Source organism: Streptomyces sp. NPDC001770 (genome assembly GCF_053596135.1).
In genome coordinates this window covers 484,594-500,645 of sequence record NZ_JBSFFN010000001.1, presented here as the reverse complement: position 1 = coordinate 500,645, position 16,052 = coordinate 484,594, and the positions used below count along the sequence as shown (strand labels likewise).

Below are 16,052 nucleotides of genomic sequence, written 5' to 3'. Positions count from 1 at the left end.
AGCCGGAGGACCGGCCCGGGCACCGGCCCGAGCGCGCGCCGGACGGGCAGCGGCCCGGGGAGACCGGTACGCCGCAGGGCCCGGGGGCGGACCAGGCACACGGCTCCGGTTCCGGTCCCGCCGTCCCCGGGGCGAACGCCGACGCGCGGGCACGGGCGGCCCGGCGGCGCCCGTGAGTGGGCGTGGCGGACGGGGCGTGGCGGGCGGGGCGTCGGACCGGGAGGCCGAACGGCGCGTGCACGGCCCGACCCGCTCCGAGCAGGCTGAGCAAGCGCTTAGAAAAGAGGCCCGCATCACACGGCCAGGCCGGTGACCCCGGCCTGGCCGCCGGGTAACTTCCCAGACAGTGATGCCGGAACGGTCCGGCGGGGGGCCGCCGTCTGCGGCGGTCCCGCCGGCCGCCCGACCGGCCGTCCGGTCGCGTCCCGCCCGGCCACGGCCGTACCGTCGTTGAGCCTTCCCCTCCCCATGGAGCCGCGTGATGCCCGAAGCCGTGATCGTCTCTGCCGCCCGTTCGCCCATCGGCCGTGCCTTCAAGGGGTCGCTCAAGGACCTCCGGGCCGACGACCTGACCGCCACCATCATCCAGACCGCTCTGGCGAAGGTCCCCGAGCTGGACCCGAGGGACATCGACGACCTGATGCTCGGCTGCGGCCTCCCCGGCGGCGAGCAGGGCAACAACCTGGGGCGCATCGTCGCCGTCCAGATGGGGATGGACCACCTGCCGGGCTGTACGGTCACCCGCTACTGCTCCTCCTCGCTCCAGACCAGCCGCATGGCGCTGCACGCCATCAAGGCCGGCGAGGGCGACGTCTTCATCTCCGCCGGTGTCGAGATGGTCTCCCGCTTCGCCAAGGGGAACTCCGACAGCCTGCCGGACACCCGCAACCCGCTCTTCGCCGAGGCCGAGGCGCGTACCGCGGCCCGCGCCGAGGCGACCGGCACGGACTGGCACGACCCGCGCGAGGACGGGCTGATCCCGGACGCGTACATCTCGATGGGGCAGACCGCGGAGAACCTCGCCCGGCTCAGGGGCATCAGCCGCGCGGAGATGGACGAGTTCGGCGTACGGTCCCAGAACCTCGCCGAGGAAGCCCTGAAGAACGGTTTCTGGGAGCGTGAGATCACCCCGGTCACGACGCCGGACGGCACGGTCGTCGCCAAGGACGACGGCCCGCGCGCGGGCGTCACGCTGGAGGGCGTCTCCGGGCTGAAGCCCGTCTTCCGCCCCGACGGCCTCGTCACCGCGGGCAACTGCTGCCCGCTCAACGACGGCGCCGCCGCCCTCGTGATCATGTCCGACACCAAGGCGCGCGAGCTGGGTCTGACCCCGCTCGCCCGGATCGTCTCCACCGGCGTCTCCGGCCTCTCCCCCGAGATCATGGGATACGGGCCGGTCGAGGCCAGCAAGCAGGCGCTGAAGCGGGCCGGGCTGACCATCGACGACATCGACCTCGCCGAGCTCAACGAGGCCTTCGCCGCCCAGGTCATCCCCTCCTACCGGGACCTCGGCCTGCCGCTGGAGAAGGTCAACGTCAACGGCGGCGCCATCGCGGTCGGCCACCCCTTCGGCATGACGGGCGCCCGCATCACCGGCACCCTGATCAACAGCCTCCAGTTCCACGACAAGCAGTTCGGCCTGGAGACCATGTGCGTCGGCGGTGGCCAGGGCATGGCCATGGTCATCGAGCGCCTCAGCTGATCCGCCGGTCCGGGCCGGCCCCGGCCCGGCTCACGGCAGTGGCCCGGCCGGGGCCGGGCGGAGGGATTCCCTCCGCCCGGCCCCTTCGCGTGCGCCGCCGTGGCTCGCGGGCGAACCCCGCCGAGCCCGCACCGTGACCGAATCTGTCCCAGGATGTGATGTGCGTCCCCCGACGTCATCGTTTCCGCAGGTCAGAGCGGACCGGCCGGATGCGCCGGGACCAAAGCCCCGTCCAGTTCATGACGTTTTGCACTGACGACGAGCAGAGGGACGGGACAAGCTGATGTAGGAAGTCGGGGGTATCGATAGAGACCGGGAGTATGTCAGTGAGCGCCATGTCGTTTGCCCTGTTGCTGACCACCGCCGCCGCCACGGCCGTGGGCGCCGCTGCCGTGTACTCCGCTCGCGGGCTGCACCGGCAGATCGCCGGGCTGCGCGACGAGCTCGCCCGGGACAGGGACCGCGCCCGTACGGTGCCTGCGCAGAGCCGTACCGGCGCCGCGCCCGCCGACGAGATACGCGCGGCCGTGTCCGAGGCCCTCGCCGAGGAACGGGAGCGGGAACTGGCCGAGGCGCGCGCCTTCTGGGCGGCGCAGGAAGCCCGTGACGCGGCCGACGCCCCGTCGCTGCTGGGCGGACTGGCCGGGCTGGGCGAGGACGCCGCGTACTTCCTGCCCCGGCAGGCGGACTTCGCCGGCCTGGAGGCGCTGACCTTCCCGTACGCCGAGGAGGCGGACGAGACCGACGAGACCGGCGAGACGGCGTTCACCGCCTTCGCGGACCGTCCCGCCCACCCCGACGACGCGGCCGTGACCGACGCGATGCAGGAGTTCGCCGAGCTGGCGGAGGAGCCGGGGGCGGCGGAGTTCGCCGACGACTCGCCGGAGCTGGCCGCCGCCCGTCGCCGTCACCCGTCCCACCCGGACTTCGTCCCGGTCCGGACGCCGGTGATCACCGACCACGAGCGCACGGTGAACCGCCTGGAGGAGCTCGCCGACACGGGCACCGCGCTGGCGGACGTACGCCCCGGTCCGCTCGGCACCCTGGACGTGTACGTCTTCGCCGACGGCACCACGCTCTGTATGACCCCGGGCCACCGGGAGACGGCCGAGCGGCTCGCGGACTCGCTGCGCGCGGGCGAGCAGCCCGTCCTGCTGGGCGGTTCGGGCGTCTCCGGTGCCTACGCCCTGACCTTCTCCTGCGGCGCGGACAACGTCTACATCCTCGCGGACCGGGTCATCGCCTCGTTCTGACCCGGCCCGCTCCGGACGAAGGCCTCTACGCGAAGGCCTCCGCCGCCGCCTCCGTCACGTACCGCACGGCCTCGTCCAGCTCCTCGGGCGGGGCCGTTTCCAGTGCCACGGCCAGATCGTGGCCGGCGACGGCCACCTGGTCCCCGACGCCGAACATCCCGCCGTCCGGCATGACGTACGGCTCCTGCCCCGGCCGCTCCACGCGCTGCGCGCGGGCGCTCAGCTCCCGCGCGGCCTCCAGCGCCCGTGCGGCGGTGCCCTGCTGGAGGCGGCTCTGCGGGGCGGCCCGCAGCCGGTCGGCGAAACGGTCCACGGCGGTGATCAAGGGGGTTGTATCAAGCACTCCGCGACCCTACGCGCCCCGCACCCGCCCCGGCACACGCGGACGGCCCGCAGACACAGTGCCTGCGGGCCGTCCGTGGACCGGCGCGACGGAGTCGGCGCTACGGAGTCAGCGGTACGGGATCAGTCGTCGCCGCTGAGGATCGCGACGAGTCGCAGCATCTCCAGGTAGATCCAGACCAGGGTCACGGTGAGGCCGAAGGCGGCTGTCCACGCCTCCTCGCGCGGAGCGCCGTAGGCGATGCCGTCCTCGACCACCTTGAAGTCCAGGGCGAGGATGCAGGCGCCGATCACGATGGCGACGATGCCGAAGACGACACCGAGCGCACCGCTGCGGAAGCCGAGGCCGTCGCCGCCGCCGAACACGGCGAAGAGGGCGTTCACGACCATGAGCAGCACGAAGCCGATCAGGGCGGCCATGACGAAGCCGTAGAAGCGGCGGGTCACCCGGATGAGACCGGTCCGGTAGGCGAGCAGGACGCCGCCGAAGACGGCCATGGTGCCGAGCACGGCCTGCATGGCGGCGCCGGGGCTGACGTAGGCGTCGACGACGTTGCTGACGACGCCGAGGAAGATGCCCTCGAACGCGGCGTAGGCCAGGATCAGCGGCGGAGACGGCTTGCGCTTGAACGAGTTGACCATCGACAGGACGAAGCCGATGACCGCGGCGCCGACGGCGATGCCGTAGGACTTGCCGAGGTTCTCGGTGTCGATCGGCAGGAGCCACCAGGCGAGCACGGCGCCGACGACGACCGTGCCGAGCGTCATCGCGGTGCGGCTGACGACGTCGTCGATGGTCATCGCACCGGAACGGACCCCGGGCGGCGTCTGCTGTGCGTAGGGGTTGGTGGCGTACGGATGGGCGGTGCCCTGCGCGTAGGGGTTCTCACCCGTGACGGTGGCCCCGGCCTGCGGCGCCGCGTACCCCGCGGTACCGCTGTCGCGGCTGAACCCACGTCGCGAGAAGACCGGGTTGCTGCTCCTCATCTCACTCCTCCATGGCCACACAGCGTGGCCTTGCGACCAGAGTAATGGGTAGGCAAAGGATGCACCCTCGTGCCGAGGGAGGATCTTTACGGGTTCGGAACGCCGGATCACCCTCGTCCAGGCTCCGCGGCCTTCGCCCCCGCACCTCTCCGTCCCTTCCCGTTTCCCGGTCCCCTGCCCGGAAAGCGCCGGGACAACCCGTTCCGGGGAGGTCGGAGCGGCACGCGGTGTTGACGCGGGACCCCGGAGCCGGACCCAACCCGGGTGCCGTACGTCAACCGGCGGAAGCGCCCCGCGCACCGGCGGGGGTGGGACGGGTGCGCGGGGACCGGGGCGGGACCGTTAACGTGCCGCGCATGACGACTGCACTGATTACCGGCGCGACGGCGGGCATCGGCGCCGCGTTCGCGCGGCGGCTCGCGGGACAGGGGCACAACCTCGTGCTGGTCGCCCGGGACACCGAGCGGCTGCGGGACCAGGCCACCGAACTGCACGACCGGCACGGCATCGAGGCCACGGTGCTCACCGCGGACCTGTCCGCGGACGCCGGGATCGCGGCCGTCGAGGAACGTCTCCGCGACCGCGACCATCCGGTCGAACTCCTCGTCAACAACGCGGGGTTCGGCAACAAGGGGCGTTACCTGGAGGTGCCGCTCGACGACGAGCTGGCGATGCTGAAGGTGCACTGCGAGGCCGTGCTGCGGCTGACCTCGGCCGCGGCGGCCGGGATGCGCGAGCGCGGCCGGGGCGGGATCGTCAACGTCGCCTCGGTCGCGGCGTTCGTCCCCCGCGGTACGTACGGGGCGTCGAAGGCGTGGGTCGTCCAGTTCACCCAGGGCGCCGCGAAGGACCTGGCCGGGTCCGGGGTGCGGCTGATGGCGCTCTGCCCCGGCTTCGTGCGGACGGAGTTCCACCAGCGGGCCGGGATGGGCACCGGGAACATCCCGGGCTGGATGTGGCTGGACGTCGACAAGCTGGTGACCGCCGCCCTCGCCGACCTGGCACGCGGCCGGACGGTGTCGGTGCCGGACGCGCGGTACAAGGCGCTGATGGGACTGGTGAAGGTGACCCCCCGCGGCCTGCTGGGCGACATGACCTCGCGGACGGGACGCAAGTACGGCCCGAAGTGAGGCGACCGGCAGGATCCGCCCGGCGAACGGCGGCGCCCGCCCGGAAAACGGCGAGGTCCGGTGCCCCCGCGACGGGGGCACCGGACCTCGCACCGCTCACCGGCCCGGAAGCCGGCGGGCGACCGTACTAGTGGGAGTGACCGTGGCCGTGACCGGCCTCGGCCTCTTCCTCGGCCGGCTTCTCGACGACCAGGGTCTCGGTCGTGAGCAGCAGCGACGCGATGGACGCGGCGTTCTCCAGGGCGGAGCGGGTGACCTTGACCGGGTCGATGACGCCGGCCTTGATCAGGTCGCCGTACTCACCGGTGGCGGCGTTGAAGCCCTGGCCCTTGTCGAGGTCCGAGACCTTCGAGGTGATGACGTAACCCTCGAGGCCGGCGTTCTCGGCGATCCAGCGCAGCGGCTCGACGGCGGCGCGGCGCACGACCGCGACACCGGTGGCCTCGTCGCCGGTCTTGCCGAGGTTGCCCTCCAGGACCTTGACGGCGTGGACGAGGGAAGAGCCACCACCGGAGACGATGCCCTCCTCGACCGCGGCGCGGGTCGCGGAGATGGCGTCCTCCAGACGGTGCTTCTTCTCCTTGAGCTCGACCTCGGTGGCAGCACCGACGCGGATCACGCACACGCCGCCGGCCAGCTTCGCGAGGCGCTCCTGGAGCTTCTCGCGGTCCCAGTCGGAGTCCGTGTTCTCGATCTCGGCCTTGATCTGGTTGACGCGGCCCTTGACGTCACCGGCGTCGCCGCCGCCGTCGACGATGGTCGTGTCGTCCTTGGAGACGGTCACGCGGCGGGCGGTGCCCAGCACGTCCAGACCGGCCTGGTCGAGCTTGAGGCCGACCTCCTCGGCGATGACGGTCGCACCGGTGAGGGTGGCGATGTCGCCGAGCATGGCCTTGCGGCGGTCGCCGAAGCCCGGGGCCTTCACCGCGACGGCGTTGAAGGTGCCGCGGATCTTGTTGACGACGAGGGTGGAGAGCGCCTCGCCCTCGACGTCCTCGGCGATGATCAGGAGGGGCTTCGAGCCGCCGGCCTGGATGACCTTCTCCAGCAGCGGGAGCAGCTCCTGGATCGAGCCGATCTTGCCCTGGTGGATCAGGATGTACGGGTCGTCGAGGACGGCCTCCATACGCTCCTGGTCGGTCACCATGTACGGGGACAGGTAGCCCTTGTCGAAGGCCATGCCCTCGGTGAACTCGAGGTCCAGGCCGAAGGTGTTGGACTCCTCGACGGTGATGACGCCGTCCTTGCCGACCTTGTCCATCGCGTCCGCGATGAGCTCGCCGACCTGCGGGTCCTGCGCGGAGAGCGCGGCCACGGCGGCGATGTCGGACTTGTCCTCGATCGGGCGGGCGGTCGCGAGGAGCTCCTCGGACACGGCCTTGACCGCGGCGTCGATGCCCTTCTTCAGGGCGGCCGGGGAGGCACCCGCGGCGACGTTGCGCAGGCCCTCGCGGACGAGCGCCTGGGCGAGGACGGTGGCGGTGGTGGTGCCGTCACCGGCGACGTCGTTGGTCTTGGTGGCGACCTCCTTCACCAGCTGGGCACCGAGGTTCTCGAACGGGTCGTCGAGCTCGACCTCGCGCGCGATGGTGACACCGTCGTTGGTGATGGTGGGCGCGCCGAACTTCTTGTCGATGACGACGTTGCGGCCCTTGGGGCCGATCGTCACCTTGACCGTGTCGGCAAGCTTGTTGACGCCGCGCTCAAGGGCGCGACGGGCGTCCTCGTCGAACTTCAGAATCTTCGCCATGGGCTGTTTTCCCTCTCGAACGAACTGCGCCCCTCGCCACCCGGCTTGTTATTTCGCAGGGGGCCAGGGGCGCAGAACACACAGCAAATGTGGGTGAATTACTTCTCGATGATCGCGAGGACGTCGCGGGCCGAGAGGACGAGGTACTCCTCGCCGTTGTACTTCACCTCGGTGCCGCCGTACTTGCTGTACAGGACGACATCGCCGGTCTTGACGTCGAGCGGAAGGCGCTCGCCGTTCTCGAAGCGGCCCGGGCCCACGGCCAGGACGACGCCCTCCTGGGGCTTCTCCTTGGCGGTGTCCGGAATGACCAGGCCGGAAGCCGTGGTCTGCTCGGCGTCGAGCGGCTGGACCACAATGCGGTCCTCGAGCGGCTTGATCGCAACCTTGGAGCTGGTGGTCGACACGATCCGGTCTCCCCCTTCGGAGATCTCACGGGGTTTAACAGTCTGGGGTCGCGCCGGGCCGGATCCGTCGTCGCGGGTGCCGGACCTGCCCTGTCGCGCGGTACTGCTGGCACTCTCCAGTGGGGAGTGCCAGCACCGAGACTATGACCGCGATTAGCACTCGGTCAAGCGGAGTGCCAATTCAGTACCCGTGCGTGGCGCCGCCCGCGCGCCGGGGCGGTCCGTCCGGGCGGCGGCGCGCCCGGGGCCGGGGCCGCGCCTCCGCCGTACCGGCCCGGTCTCCGCCGGGAGCCCACGGGGACAACGCCGGGGCGGTTCGCGGCGTTCCGGGCGCCCCCCCGGGGGTCAGACGTAGTCGTCCAGCCGGGCGACCGCGTACCCCTTCTCCGTGATGACCTTCATGACGTTGCGGATCATGTCGGCCATGGTCCCCTTCCACTGCTCGGGCCCCTGGAAGTGGGTGAGGACGATGTCGCCCGGGTGCAGGTCCCGGTCCCACTCCCGCCAGTCCATGTGGTCGGGGAACGCCTCCTCCGCCCACAGCGGCACGGCCTTGATCCCGCAGGACTTGGCGACGACGAGGGTGTCGCGGTTGTAGTTGCCGTACGGCGGCCGGAAGAGCACCGGCCGCTTGCCGAAGTGCTTCTCGATCCGGTCCTGCTGGTCGCAGATCTCCTTCTTCTGCTGGGCGTAGGAGAGCCCGGGGAGGTAGGGGTGGGTGAGGGTGTGGTTGTTGAGGGTGACGCCCTTCTTCTGCATCCCGGCGAAGTACCCGTAGTCCTCGCTCGCGAGGTAGTCGCTGAGGAAGGCGGTGTACGGGATCTTCAGCTCGTCCATCATCCGGATCAGCTCGGGATCCTTGTCGGCCCCGTCGTCGATGGTGAGGAAGACGATCCGCTGGTCGGTGGGGACGGTCGTGAAGACCTGCGGCAGGTCCTCGCCGTCGTCGACCTCGAACCCCTCGCGGCTGGTGATCTCCGGCTTCTCGGCGGGCGGCGCGGGAGCGACCAGCGGGACCTCGGCCAGCCCCCACTTCTTCGCGACGGCGACCCGCTGCGCCTGGCGCCGCTTCAGCCGTTCGGCGTACGAGACGAGGGCGCCGGCCGGGCCGGCCTGCGGGGCCTTTCCGGCCGCCGCCCTGCCGCCCGCGCCCGCCGCGCCCTGGCGGGTGGAGTGGTCGCCACCGGAGGGGCTCTGGCCGCATCCGGCGGCGAGGGCGGCGCCCAGCAGGGCCGCCAGGACGACCGTGCCGGATCTGCGCCGCTTCATAGTCATTTTTTCCTTTTGTCGTACTGATTGCATGGCGCCGCATCCTGCCAGCCGGTCCCCGGCTCCCCGTCCCGACACCGCCGCCCGTCGGGCCGGGTCCCCCGCCTGGCGGACAGCCCGGGCGGGGGCGGCCCCCGCCGTCCGCTGGCCCACAATGGGACGGGTGAACGCACCTCTCCCCGCCGGTGACGGCCCCACCGGCCCGCTCGCCTCCTTCGCCGCCCTGCGTACGCCCGAGGGCACCGCCCTCCTGGACGAGTTGCGGGACCACGATCCGGCGCGCGAACTGGCCACCGCCACCCGGCTGCGCCGAGACCACGCCCCGGACCTGGTCTCGGCCGCCCTGGGGCAGGCCAGGCTGCGGCAGCGGGCGGTGACGAAGTTCGGCGCCGAGGACGCGTACCGGATGTTCTTCACGCCCAACGGCGTCGAGCAGGCGACCCGTACCTCCGTCGCCACGTACCGCGCCGGACGGTTCGCGGCGCTGGGCGGGGTGCGGCGGGTGGCGGACCTGTGCTGCGGCATCGGCGGCGACGCGATCGCGCTGGCCCGGGCGGGCATCGCGGTGCTGGCCGTCGACCGCGACCCGCTCACCGCCGAGGTGGCCCGCGCCAATGCCGGGGCGCTCGGCCTCGGCGGGCTGATCGAGGTCCGGTGCGCCGACGTGACCGGCATCGACACCGCCGGGTACGACGCCGTCTTCGTGGACCCGGCCCGGCGCGGCGGGCGGGGGCGGATCTTCGACCCGGAGGCGTACTCGCCGCCGCTCTCCTGGGCGACCGCCGCCGCGCTCAAGGCCCCGCGCGCGGCCCTGAAGATCGCGCCGGGCATCCCGCACGAGGCGATCGGCCCGGAGGCCGAGGCCGAGTGGATCTCGGACGGCGGGGACGTGAAGGAGGCGGTGCTCTGGTACGGCGAGGGCTTCGAGGCCGGTTCCTACCGGGCGACCCTGCTGCCGTCCGGCGCCACCCTTGCCACCCGCTCCCCGCTGCCTGCCCCGCCGGTGGGCCCGGTCGGCCGCTATCTGTACGAGCCGGACGGCGCGGTGATCCGCGCCAGCCTGGTCGCCGACATCGTGGCCCGGTGCGACGGGCGGCTGATCGACGAGACGATCGCCTACGTCACCAGCGACGAGCCGTACTCCTCCCCGTACACCTCCGGGTACGAGATCACCGACCAGCTCCCGTTCAACATGAAGCGGCTGAAGGCGCTCCTGCGGGAGCGGGAGGTGGGGGTGCTGACGGTGAAGAAGCGCGGTTCGGCGGTGGAGCCGGAGGAGGTGCGCCGCCGGATGAAGCTCGCGGGGCCGAACTCCGCGACGGTCCTGCTGACCCGGGTCGTCGGCGCCCCGACCATGCTGATCGGCCGCCCTTTCCGGCCGGCCGGCTGATCAGCCCGCCCGGCGGGAACGGTCAGCCACGGCCCAGCACCCGCACCACCCAGCGGCGGTACGAGGCGGCGGTGACCGCGCCGGTCAGTCCGGTGATCCATGCGCAGAGGCCGGCCCCCATGGCGAGGACCACCGGGCCGTACCGGTCCTCGCCCGGCGTGGCAGCCGCCGGGACGGCGAAGCAGACGAAGAGGCCGGCGGCGCACAGGGCGTAGGACACCAGCAGCCAGGCGAGCCCGAGCCCGGGCCTCCGCAGCGCCCCGTCCCGGTCGGGATCGCGGTCGAGCGCGCCCCAGCCGGCCAGCAGCGCGCGGACCTTGCGGGCCCGCGCGATGTCGAGGCCGAGGAAGACGGCCGCCGGTACGAGTACGGCGATGCCGGCGAGGAGGGTGACGCCCGCGATCAGTTCGCTGACCGGGTCCGGGGACTCCTCGATGAAGGCCATCGCCGAACCGATGAGCGCCCAGCCGAGGGCGGTGAGTCCGCCCCAGGTCAGGAGGAGGGCGAGTCGTCCGCCGCCGACGTGCAGCCTCACCAGCGCGCCGAGGACCTCGGCCCGGTCGGCGAGCAGCGAGGCGCGGTCCGGCCAGGACCGGATCTCCACGGGCGGCGGAGGCGGCGGCAGCGGGGCTCTGGAAGGCATGACCCCGACCCTACCGACCGGTCGGCAACGGCCCTACGCCCGTGGGCGGTTGCCGCCTCCGGACCAGAAAGCCCGGCGCACGGCGACCGGTTGCCGGCCGCCGACCGCCTGTCGCCCGGCGCCGGGTCCGCCGTCAGGCGTTGAGCAGCGCCTCCACGTCGAGCTTGCCCATGCCCATCATCGCCTTCATGGCGCGGTCGGCACGGTCCCGGTCGGGGCCACCGATGATGTCGGGGAGGGCGCGCGGCACGATCTGCCAGGACAGCCCGAACCTGTCCTTGAGCCAGCCGCACCGGCTCTCCTCGCCGCCCTCGGTGAGCGCCGCCCACAGCCGGTCCACCTCGGCCTGGTCCGCGCAGTCCACGGAGAGCGAGAGGGCCTCGGTGAAGTGGAAGGCGGGTCCGCCGTTGAGGCCGAGGTACTCCTGGTCCGCGAGCAGGAAGCGCACGGTCATCACGGCACCGGCCTCGCCCGGGGAGCCCTCGGGGTAGTGGCTGGTCTCCAGGACGCGCGAGTCGCCGCCGAACACGGAGACGTAGAAGTCGGCGGCCTCGGCGGCCCGGCCGTCGAACCAGAGACAGGGAGTGATCTTCTGCATGGTCTTCTCCTCCAGGGGTCCCACCGGGTGGTGTCCGGGCCCGTCGCCGGTCCCGGGGCTCTGGAAGGTAGACCCGGCGGCGGCCCGGAACTCATCGGACACGCGGGGCCGCCGCCCGTACGGCGGCGCGCGGCCCCGGAGGAGATCCGTCCGTCGGGCACGCCCTTCAGGAGTCGACCGGCCCCAGTGACTCGAAGCGCCAGCGGTGCACCGCGCGGGTGATCAGCCGTTCGTCCGGCTCGGGGAGTTCCGGCAGCTGGTCGCCGTACTCCCCCGGCCACCAGGTGATCACCAGCACCCGGTCCCCCGGGGCGCGCAGCAGCTCGGTGCGGAGCGGGGTACGGGCGAGTTCGCCGGCCCGGGCGCGGGCCCACTCCAGCAGTTCGGTACCCCGCCCGTCGGTGGCGCGGGCCTCCCACATCAGCGCGACGGTCATGAGTACAGGTTGTCCTTGCTGATCTCGTGCACGTGGTCGTGATCGTGGGTGTGGCTGTGCTGCGCGCCCGGTACGTGCGGGTCGGTCACCGGCAGCGAGGAGTCGGCGGAGAGCTCCCAGTCGGAGGCGGGCCGGTTGCGCGCGACCATCTCGGCGCCGAGGGCGGCGACCATCGCGCCGTTGTCGGTGCAGAGTCCGGGGCGGGGGACCCGGAGGCGGATCCCGGCGCGCTCGCAGCGTTCCTGGGCGAGGGCGCGGAGCCGGGAGTTGGCCGCGACGCCGCCGCCGATCATCAGGTGGTCGACGCCCTCGTCCTTGCAGGCGCGGACGGCCTTGCGGGTCAGGACGTCGACCACCGCCTCCTGGAAGGACGCCGCCACGTCGCGTACCGGCACCTCCTCGCCTGCCGCGCGCTTCGCCTCGATCCATCGGGCGACCGAGGTCTTGAGCCCGGAGAAGGAGAAGTCGTACGCGGGGTCGCGGGAGCCGGTCAGGCCGCGCGGGAACGCGATGGCCTTGGGGTCGCCCTCCCTGGCCAGCCGGTCGATGACCGGACCGCCGGGGAAGCCGAGGTCCAGCACGCGGGCGATCTTGTCGAAGGCCTCGCCCGCCGCGTCGTCGATGGTGGCGCCCAGCGGCCGTACGTCGCTGGTGATGTCCGGGGCGAGCAGCAGCGAGGAGTGGCCGCCGCTGACCAGCAGGGCCATCGTCGGCTCGGGGAGCGGGCCGTGCTCCAGCTGGTCGACGCAGATGTGCGAGGCCAGGTGGTTCACGCCGTAGAGCGGCTTGTTCAGCGCGTACGCGTACGCCTTGGCGGCCGAGACGCCGACGAGGAGTGCTCCGGCGAGGCCCGGACCGGCGGTGACGGCGATGCCGTCCAGGTCCCGGGCGCTGACCCCGGCGTCCCTGAGGGCGCGCTCGATGGTGGGGACCATCGCCTCCAGGTGGGCGCGGGAGGCGATCTCCGGGACGACTCCGCCGAAGCGGGCGTGGGTGTCCACGCTGGACGCGACGGCGTCGGCGAGGAGGGTGGTGCCGCGCACGATGCCGACGCCGGTCTCGTCGCAGGAGGTCTCGATGCCGAGTACGAGCGGTTCGTCAGCCATTGCCATCAGCCATTCTCTGTTCCTTGTACGTGGAGGCGCATGACGAGTGCGTCGATGTTGCCCGGCTGGTAGTAGCCGCGCCGGAAGCCGATCGGCTCGAAGCCGAAGCGTTCGTAGAGCTTCTGGGCGCGGGTGTTGTCGACCCGGACTTCGAGCAGCACGGTGGCGCATTCGAAGGCGGTGGCGTGCTTCAGCAGGTCGGTGAGGAGTTCCGAGCCGAGGCCGCCGCCCCAGTGGTCGCGGGTGACGCCGATGGTCTGCACGTCGGCGAGGTCGCCGGCGGCGGCGAGTCCGGCGTAGCCGACGATCCGCCCGGTGGCCGGTTCCTCGGCGACGACGTACCGCCGGGTGGCGTGCGGGCCCCGGGCGTGGGCGAGTTCGGACCAGAACATCCCGGCCGACCAGGCGTCGTCGGGGAAGAGCTCGTGTTCGAGCTCCAGCACCGGTTCGATGTCCCACCAGCGCATCTCGCGCAGTTCAGCGGTCGGGACGGTCACTTCGGGGTGACCACCTTGTAGTTCTTCGGGACCTGCGCGTCGGGCCTGCGGAGGTAGAGCGGCTGCGGGTCGAGCAGCTTCTCACCGGCGGCGAGGCGTTCGGCGGCGAGCGCGGCGAGCGCCCCGGCCGCGACGTGCTCGGGTCCGCGCGCGTCCGGGAAGGAGTCGGGGTAGAGCACCGCTCCGGCGCCGACGACGGGCAGGCCGGCCAGCTCCTCGGCGATGTCGGCGGGCCGGTCGACGGACGGGCCGCCGGTACGGGTGCGGGGGTCCGTGTACCGCGCCCAGTAGACCTCCTTGCGGCGGGCGTCCGTGGCGACGGCGAAGGGCCCGGTGATCCCGGCCTCGCCGGCGGCGTACGCGAGTCCGTCCAGGGTGCACAGCCCGTACACGGGGACGGAGAGCGCGGAGGCGAAGGTCGCGGCGGTCACGAGGCCGACGCGCAGCCCGGTGTACGGGCCGGGGCCGACGCCGACGACGATGCCGGACACGGCGTCGAGGGTGGTCCCGGCCTCGGCGAGGACGCGGTCGACGGTGGGGAGCAGCAGCTCCCCGTGGCGTCGGGCGTCCACCTGGCCGGACTCCGCGACGACGGAGGTGCCGTCGTGGAGGGCGGCGGTGACGGCGGGGGTGGCGGTATCCATGGCGAGCAAGAGCACGCAAACAGCCTACGGCTCTCCGGCGACCGGGTCATCGCGCCCGTACGTCGTCCCGGTCCGTCCCGCGGCTGCTGCTACCGTCACCCGGGATACGCGAGTACGACGTAAACCTTGTACGACATGCGACAGGCGGCATGCGGCGGACCGCATGCGAAAGGGGAGCTCAGGTGGCAAGGGGCAGCTCGGGAATCGTGGCCGGGCTCACTGCGGCGGCCGTCGCGGCGGTCGCATTCCTCGCTTACCAGGCGTCGGCGAACGCCCCGGATTCGGTGGCCGCCCCCTCGACGAGCGTCTCCGCCTCCGCGTCCGCGAAGCCGTCCGCGAAGCCCTCCCCCGAGGTCGATCCGCTCGCGGTGCCGGACGGCTCCGGGAGCGGCCTCCGGGTGGTGTACGCGCTCAGGGAGCGGCGGGTGTGGCTGGTCGGCGAGGACGGCAAGGCGTCGCGGACGTTCAAGGTGGTGGCGAGCAGCGTCAGCCCCGAGCCGGGTTCGTACGCGGTCTTCTCCCGCACCGGCACGGTGACGGGCTCGGACGGCGTGCCGATCGAGCACGTGGTGCGGTTCGCCGAGGTGGACGACACGGTGATCGGCTTCAGCGCGGCGCAGGACGGTTCGCTGCCGACCCCGGACCCGACGCTGAAGACCGGCGGGGTGCGGATGAAGCGGGCGGACGCCGACGCGATGTGGTCGTTCGCCACGGTCGCCGTGAAGGTCGTCGTCGTCCCGTAGAGGGGCTTCCTCCACCGGGTTCGCGGGACTCAGGCCGCTTCGCGCCGCGCGGGCGGCCTGATTCCGTGCACCGTGGCCGAGAGCTCGGTGTCCTCCTCGGCCACGGCCTCGCCGTCGTCCGCCGCGCGCGCCGCAGGCGCCTCGGGCGGGGTCGACACGGCGCTGGCCGCCGCACACGAAGCGAGCAGATCCTTCATCGGCACCCCGGAGGGGGACGGGTACCGGACTTCTCGCTCGGGCGTCGGCATGGATGCCTCCTGGGCTCCGCTGGAGGAGTAGTTAGGTAAACCTAACCATTTCGCCACCCCATACCACCACGGGCGGGGTCGTCTGCGCAACATTTTACCGACAGCTTGTCGGAAACCACCCCGGGAACCCGTCCCCTGCACCCCCGGACACGCCTGCGGGGCGCCCTCCCCGTAAGGAAGACGCCCCGCAAGGGGTGTGCCGAATCAGGCCAGGGAGGAATCGGGCCCGGGAGGAATCGGGCCCGGGAGGAATCGGGCCCGGGACGAATCGGGCCCGGGACGGAATCAGGCCCGGGACGGAATCAGGCCGGGCGGAATCAGGCAGGAAGGAGCCGGGCCAGGAGAGCCGGCCCGGCTGGAATCCTCAGGCCGGGTCCCCGCCGATCCGGGTCCGCAGGTCCGCCCAGCGCGCCCCGACCCCCGCGAGGGTCACCTCGCGCCGGTCGTCGTCGGTGTCGCCGGTGGCGCGGTCGATGACCACGTGGAGCCGGTCGTCGGAGAGCTCCTCGACCTTGCCGTCGCCCCACTCCACGACCACCACCGAGTCCGGCAGCGACACGTCGAGGTCCAGGTCCTCCATCTCGTCGAGCCCGCCGCCCAGACGGTAGGCGTCGACGTGGACCAGGGCGGGGCCGTCGCCCAGCGGGGGGTGGACCCGGGCGATCACGAAGGTGGGGGACGTGACGGCGCCCCGCACCCCGAGCCCTTCGCCGAGGCCCCGGGTCAGGGTCGTCTTTCCGGCGCCGAGCTCGCCGGTGAGCATCACCAGGTCGCCGGGGGCCAGCAGCCCGGCCAGCTCCCGGCCGAGCTCGGTCATCTGCTCGGGTGACTCGACGGCGATGCGTACGGTGACGGCGTCCGGGGCCGCCGCGGTCTCGGCGGCCGGGCCGTTGTGCGGTGCTTCCAT

18 protein-coding genes are annotated in these 16,052 nt (G+C 72.6%); 5 read left to right on the top strand and 13 right to left on the bottom strand.

The genetic code is table 11. From position 1 onward, the window contains the following. Nucleotides 1-481 precede the first annotated feature (481 nt). Both ACWCSV_RS02310 and ACWCSV_RS02305 read left to right on the top strand, forming a co-directional pair. A complete protein-coding gene (locus tag ACWCSV_RS02310) occupies nt 482-1,702 on the top strand; it encodes an acetyl-CoA C-acetyltransferase (RefSeq protein ID WP_451137935.1) in 1,221 nt (406 codons plus the stop codon). Nucleotides 1,703-2,037: 335 nt separating this feature from the next. Continuing rightward, a complete protein-coding gene (locus tag ACWCSV_RS02305) occupies nt 2,038-2,955 on the top strand; it encodes a hypothetical protein (protein WP_451137934.1) in 918 nt (305 codons plus the stop codon). Between the two features lie 25 nt (nt 2,956-2,980). On the opposite strand, the gene ACWCSV_RS02300 is transcribed toward ACWCSV_RS02305, so the two are convergent. Together ACWCSV_RS02300 and ACWCSV_RS02295 are read right to left on the bottom strand one after the other, a co-directional pair. Continuing rightward, nucleotides 2,981-3,298, bottom strand: coding sequence for a hypothetical protein (locus ACWCSV_RS02300; protein WP_451137933.1), 318 nt, complete (start codon nt 3,296-3,298; stop codon nt 2,981-2,983). Between the two features lie 122 nt (nt 3,299-3,420). Continuing rightward, nucleotides 3,421-4,284, bottom strand: coding sequence for a Bax inhibitor-1/YccA family protein (locus tag ACWCSV_RS02295; protein ID WP_451137932.1), 864 nt, complete (start codon nt 4,282-4,284; stop codon nt 3,421-3,423). A gap of 356 nt (nt 4,285-4,640) precedes the next feature. On the opposite strand from ACWCSV_RS02295, the gene ACWCSV_RS02290 reads away from it, so the two are divergent. Next, entirely contained in the window at nt 4,641-5,414 is a 774-nt protein-coding gene (locus ACWCSV_RS02290; protein WP_451137931.1) for an SDR family NAD(P)-dependent oxidoreductase, read from the top strand. A gap of 127 nt (nt 5,415-5,541) precedes the next feature. Here ACWCSV_RS02290 and groL read toward each other — a convergent pair whose 3' ends face one another. The 3 genes from groL to ACWCSV_RS02275 all read right to left on the bottom strand — a co-directional run bounded on the left by groL (nt 5,542) and on the right by ACWCSV_RS02275 (nt 8,840). Then, on the bottom strand, nt 5,542-7,164 hold the full coding sequence (gene groL / locus ACWCSV_RS02285) for a chaperonin GroEL (RefSeq protein WP_266705118.1): 1,623 nt from the start codon (nt 7,162-7,164) through the stop codon (nt 5,542-5,544). Nucleotides 7,165-7,262: 98 nt separating this feature from the next. Beyond that, the gene (groES, locus tag ACWCSV_RS02280) at nt 7,263-7,571 is read right to left on the bottom strand and encodes a co-chaperone GroES (RefSeq protein ID WP_028439209.1); all 309 of its coding nucleotides are present in this window, start codon (nt 7,569-7,571) and stop codon (nt 7,263-7,265) included. Between the two features lie 345 nt (nt 7,572-7,916). Further along, entirely contained in the window at nt 7,917-8,840 is a 924-nt protein-coding gene (locus tag ACWCSV_RS02275) for a polysaccharide deacetylase family protein (protein ID WP_451137930.1), read from the bottom strand. A 154-nt stretch (nt 8,841-8,994) separates the two neighbouring features. Here ACWCSV_RS02275 and ACWCSV_RS02270 point away from each other — a divergent pair, with 154 nt between their 5' ends. Beyond that, nucleotides 8,995-10,230 carry a THUMP-like domain-containing protein gene (locus ACWCSV_RS02270; protein ID WP_451137929.1) on the top strand — a complete coding sequence of 412 codons (1,236 nt, stop codon included), beginning with the start codon at nt 8,995-8,997 and terminating at the stop codon, nt 10,228-10,230. Nucleotides 10,231-10,252: 22 nt separating this feature from the next. Here the strand turns inward: ACWCSV_RS02270 and ACWCSV_RS02265 are convergent, their stop codons facing one another. The 6 genes from ACWCSV_RS02265 to tsaB all read right to left on the bottom strand — a co-directional run bounded on the left by ACWCSV_RS02265 (nt 10,253) and on the right by tsaB (nt 14,154). After that, the gene (locus tag ACWCSV_RS02265) at nt 10,253-10,873 is read right to left on the bottom strand and encodes a hypothetical protein (RefSeq protein ID WP_451137928.1); all 621 of its coding nucleotides are present in this window, start codon (nt 10,871-10,873) and stop codon (nt 10,253-10,255) included. A 133-nt stretch (nt 10,874-11,006) separates the two neighbouring features. Next, nucleotides 11,007-11,471 carry a VOC family protein gene (locus tag ACWCSV_RS02260; protein WP_451137927.1) on the bottom strand — a complete coding sequence of 155 codons (465 nt, stop codon included), beginning with the start codon at nt 11,469-11,471 and terminating at the stop codon, nt 11,007-11,009. A gap of 166 nt (nt 11,472-11,637) precedes the next feature. After that, nucleotides 11,638-11,907, bottom strand: a complete 270-nt coding sequence (locus ACWCSV_RS02255; RefSeq protein WP_451137926.1) for a hypothetical protein — start codon at nt 11,905-11,907, stop codon at nt 11,638-11,640. Next, nucleotides 11,904-13,013, bottom strand: a complete 1,110-nt coding sequence (gene tsaD / locus ACWCSV_RS02250; protein WP_451137984.1) for a tRNA (adenosine(37)-N6)-threonylcarbamoyltransferase complex transferase subunit TsaD — start codon at nt 13,011-13,013, stop codon at nt 11,904-11,906. Before tsaD ends, ACWCSV_RS02255 begins: the two co-directional genes overlap by 4 nt. A 5-nt stretch (nt 13,014-13,018) precedes the next feature. Continuing rightward, nucleotides 13,019-13,510, bottom strand: coding sequence for a ribosomal protein S18-alanine N-acetyltransferase (rimI, locus tag ACWCSV_RS02245; protein ID WP_327176165.1), 492 nt, complete (start codon nt 13,508-13,510; stop codon nt 13,019-13,021). Beyond that, entirely contained in the window at nt 13,507-14,154 is a 648-nt protein-coding gene (tsaB, locus tag ACWCSV_RS02240; protein ID WP_451137983.1) for a tRNA (adenosine(37)-N6)-threonylcarbamoyltransferase complex dimerization subunit type 1 TsaB, read from the bottom strand. The genes rimI and tsaB overlap by 4 nt, the downstream gene beginning before the upstream one ends. Nucleotides 14,155-14,360: 206 nt before the next feature. Here tsaB and ACWCSV_RS02235 point away from each other — a divergent pair, with 206 nt between their 5' ends. Further along, nucleotides 14,361-14,897 (top strand): hypothetical protein, encoded by a 537-nt coding sequence (locus ACWCSV_RS02235; RefSeq protein WP_451137982.1) that lies wholly within the window; start codon nt 14,361-14,363, stop codon nt 14,895-14,897. A 29-nt stretch (nt 14,898-14,926) separates the two neighbouring features. Here ACWCSV_RS02235 and ACWCSV_RS02230 read toward each other — a convergent pair whose 3' ends face one another. Both ACWCSV_RS02230 and tsaE read right to left on the bottom strand, forming a co-directional pair. Continuing rightward, on the bottom strand, nt 14,927-15,145 hold the full coding sequence (locus tag ACWCSV_RS02230; protein WP_451137925.1) for a hypothetical protein: 219 nt from the start codon (nt 15,143-15,145) through the stop codon (nt 14,927-14,929). A gap of 364 nt (nt 15,146-15,509) precedes the next feature. Then, the gene (gene tsaE, locus ACWCSV_RS02225) at nt 15,510-16,052 is read right to left on the bottom strand and encodes a tRNA (adenosine(37)-N6)-threonylcarbamoyltransferase complex ATPase subunit type 1 TsaE (protein ID WP_451137924.1); all 543 of its coding nucleotides are present in this window, start codon (nt 16,050-16,052) and stop codon (nt 15,510-15,512) included.

Coding starts and splice junctions, on each gene's coding strand:
- ACWCSV_RS02275 (WP_451137930.1), bottom strand. CDS start 8,840: ATGAAGCGGCGCAGATCCGGCACGGTCGTCCTGGCGGCCCTGCTGGGC.
- ACWCSV_RS02305 (WP_451137934.1), top strand. CDS start 2,038: ATGTCGTTTGCCCTGTTGCTGACCACCGCCGCCGCCACGGCCGTGGGC.
- tsaB (WP_451137983.1), bottom strand. CDS start 14,154: ATGGATACCGCCACCCCCGCCGTCACCGCCGCCCTCCACGACGGCACC.
- ACWCSV_RS02270 (WP_451137929.1), top strand. CDS start 8,995: ATGGGACGGGTGAACGCACCTCTCCCCGCCGGTGACGGCCCCACCGGC.
- groL (WP_266705118.1), bottom strand. CDS start 7,164: ATGGCGAAGATTCTGAAGTTCGACGAGGACGCCCGTCGCGCCCTTGAG.
- ACWCSV_RS02295 (WP_451137932.1), bottom strand. CDS start 4,284: ATGAGGAGCAGCAACCCGGTCTTCTCGCGACGTGGGTTCAGCCGCGAC.
- tsaD (WP_451137984.1), bottom strand. CDS start 13,013: ATGGCTGACGAACCGCTCGTACTCGGCATCGAGACCTCCTGCGACGAG.
- ACWCSV_RS02230 (WP_451137925.1), bottom strand. CDS start 15,145: ATGCCGACGCCCGAGCGAGAAGTCCGGTACCCGTCCCCCTCCGGGGTG.
- ACWCSV_RS02310 (WP_451137935.1), top strand. CDS start 482: ATGCCCGAAGCCGTGATCGTCTCTGCCGCCCGTTCGCCCATCGGCCGT.
- ACWCSV_RS02255 (WP_451137926.1), bottom strand. CDS start 11,907: ATGACCGTCGCGCTGATGTGGGAGGCCCGCGCCACCGACGGGCGGGGT.
- ACWCSV_RS02260 (WP_451137927.1), bottom strand. CDS start 11,471: ATGCAGAAGATCACTCCCTGTCTCTGGTTCGACGGCCGGGCCGCCGAG.
- tsaE (WP_451137924.1), bottom strand. CDS start 16,052: ATGGAAGCACCGCACAACGGCCCGGCCGCCGAGACCGCGGCGGCCCCG.
- ACWCSV_RS02290 (WP_451137931.1), top strand. CDS start 4,641: ATGACGACTGCACTGATTACCGGCGCGACGGCGGGCATCGGCGCCGCG.
- ACWCSV_RS02265 (WP_451137928.1), bottom strand. CDS start 10,873: ATGCCTTCCAGAGCCCCGCTGCCGCCGCCTCCGCCGCCCGTGGAGATC.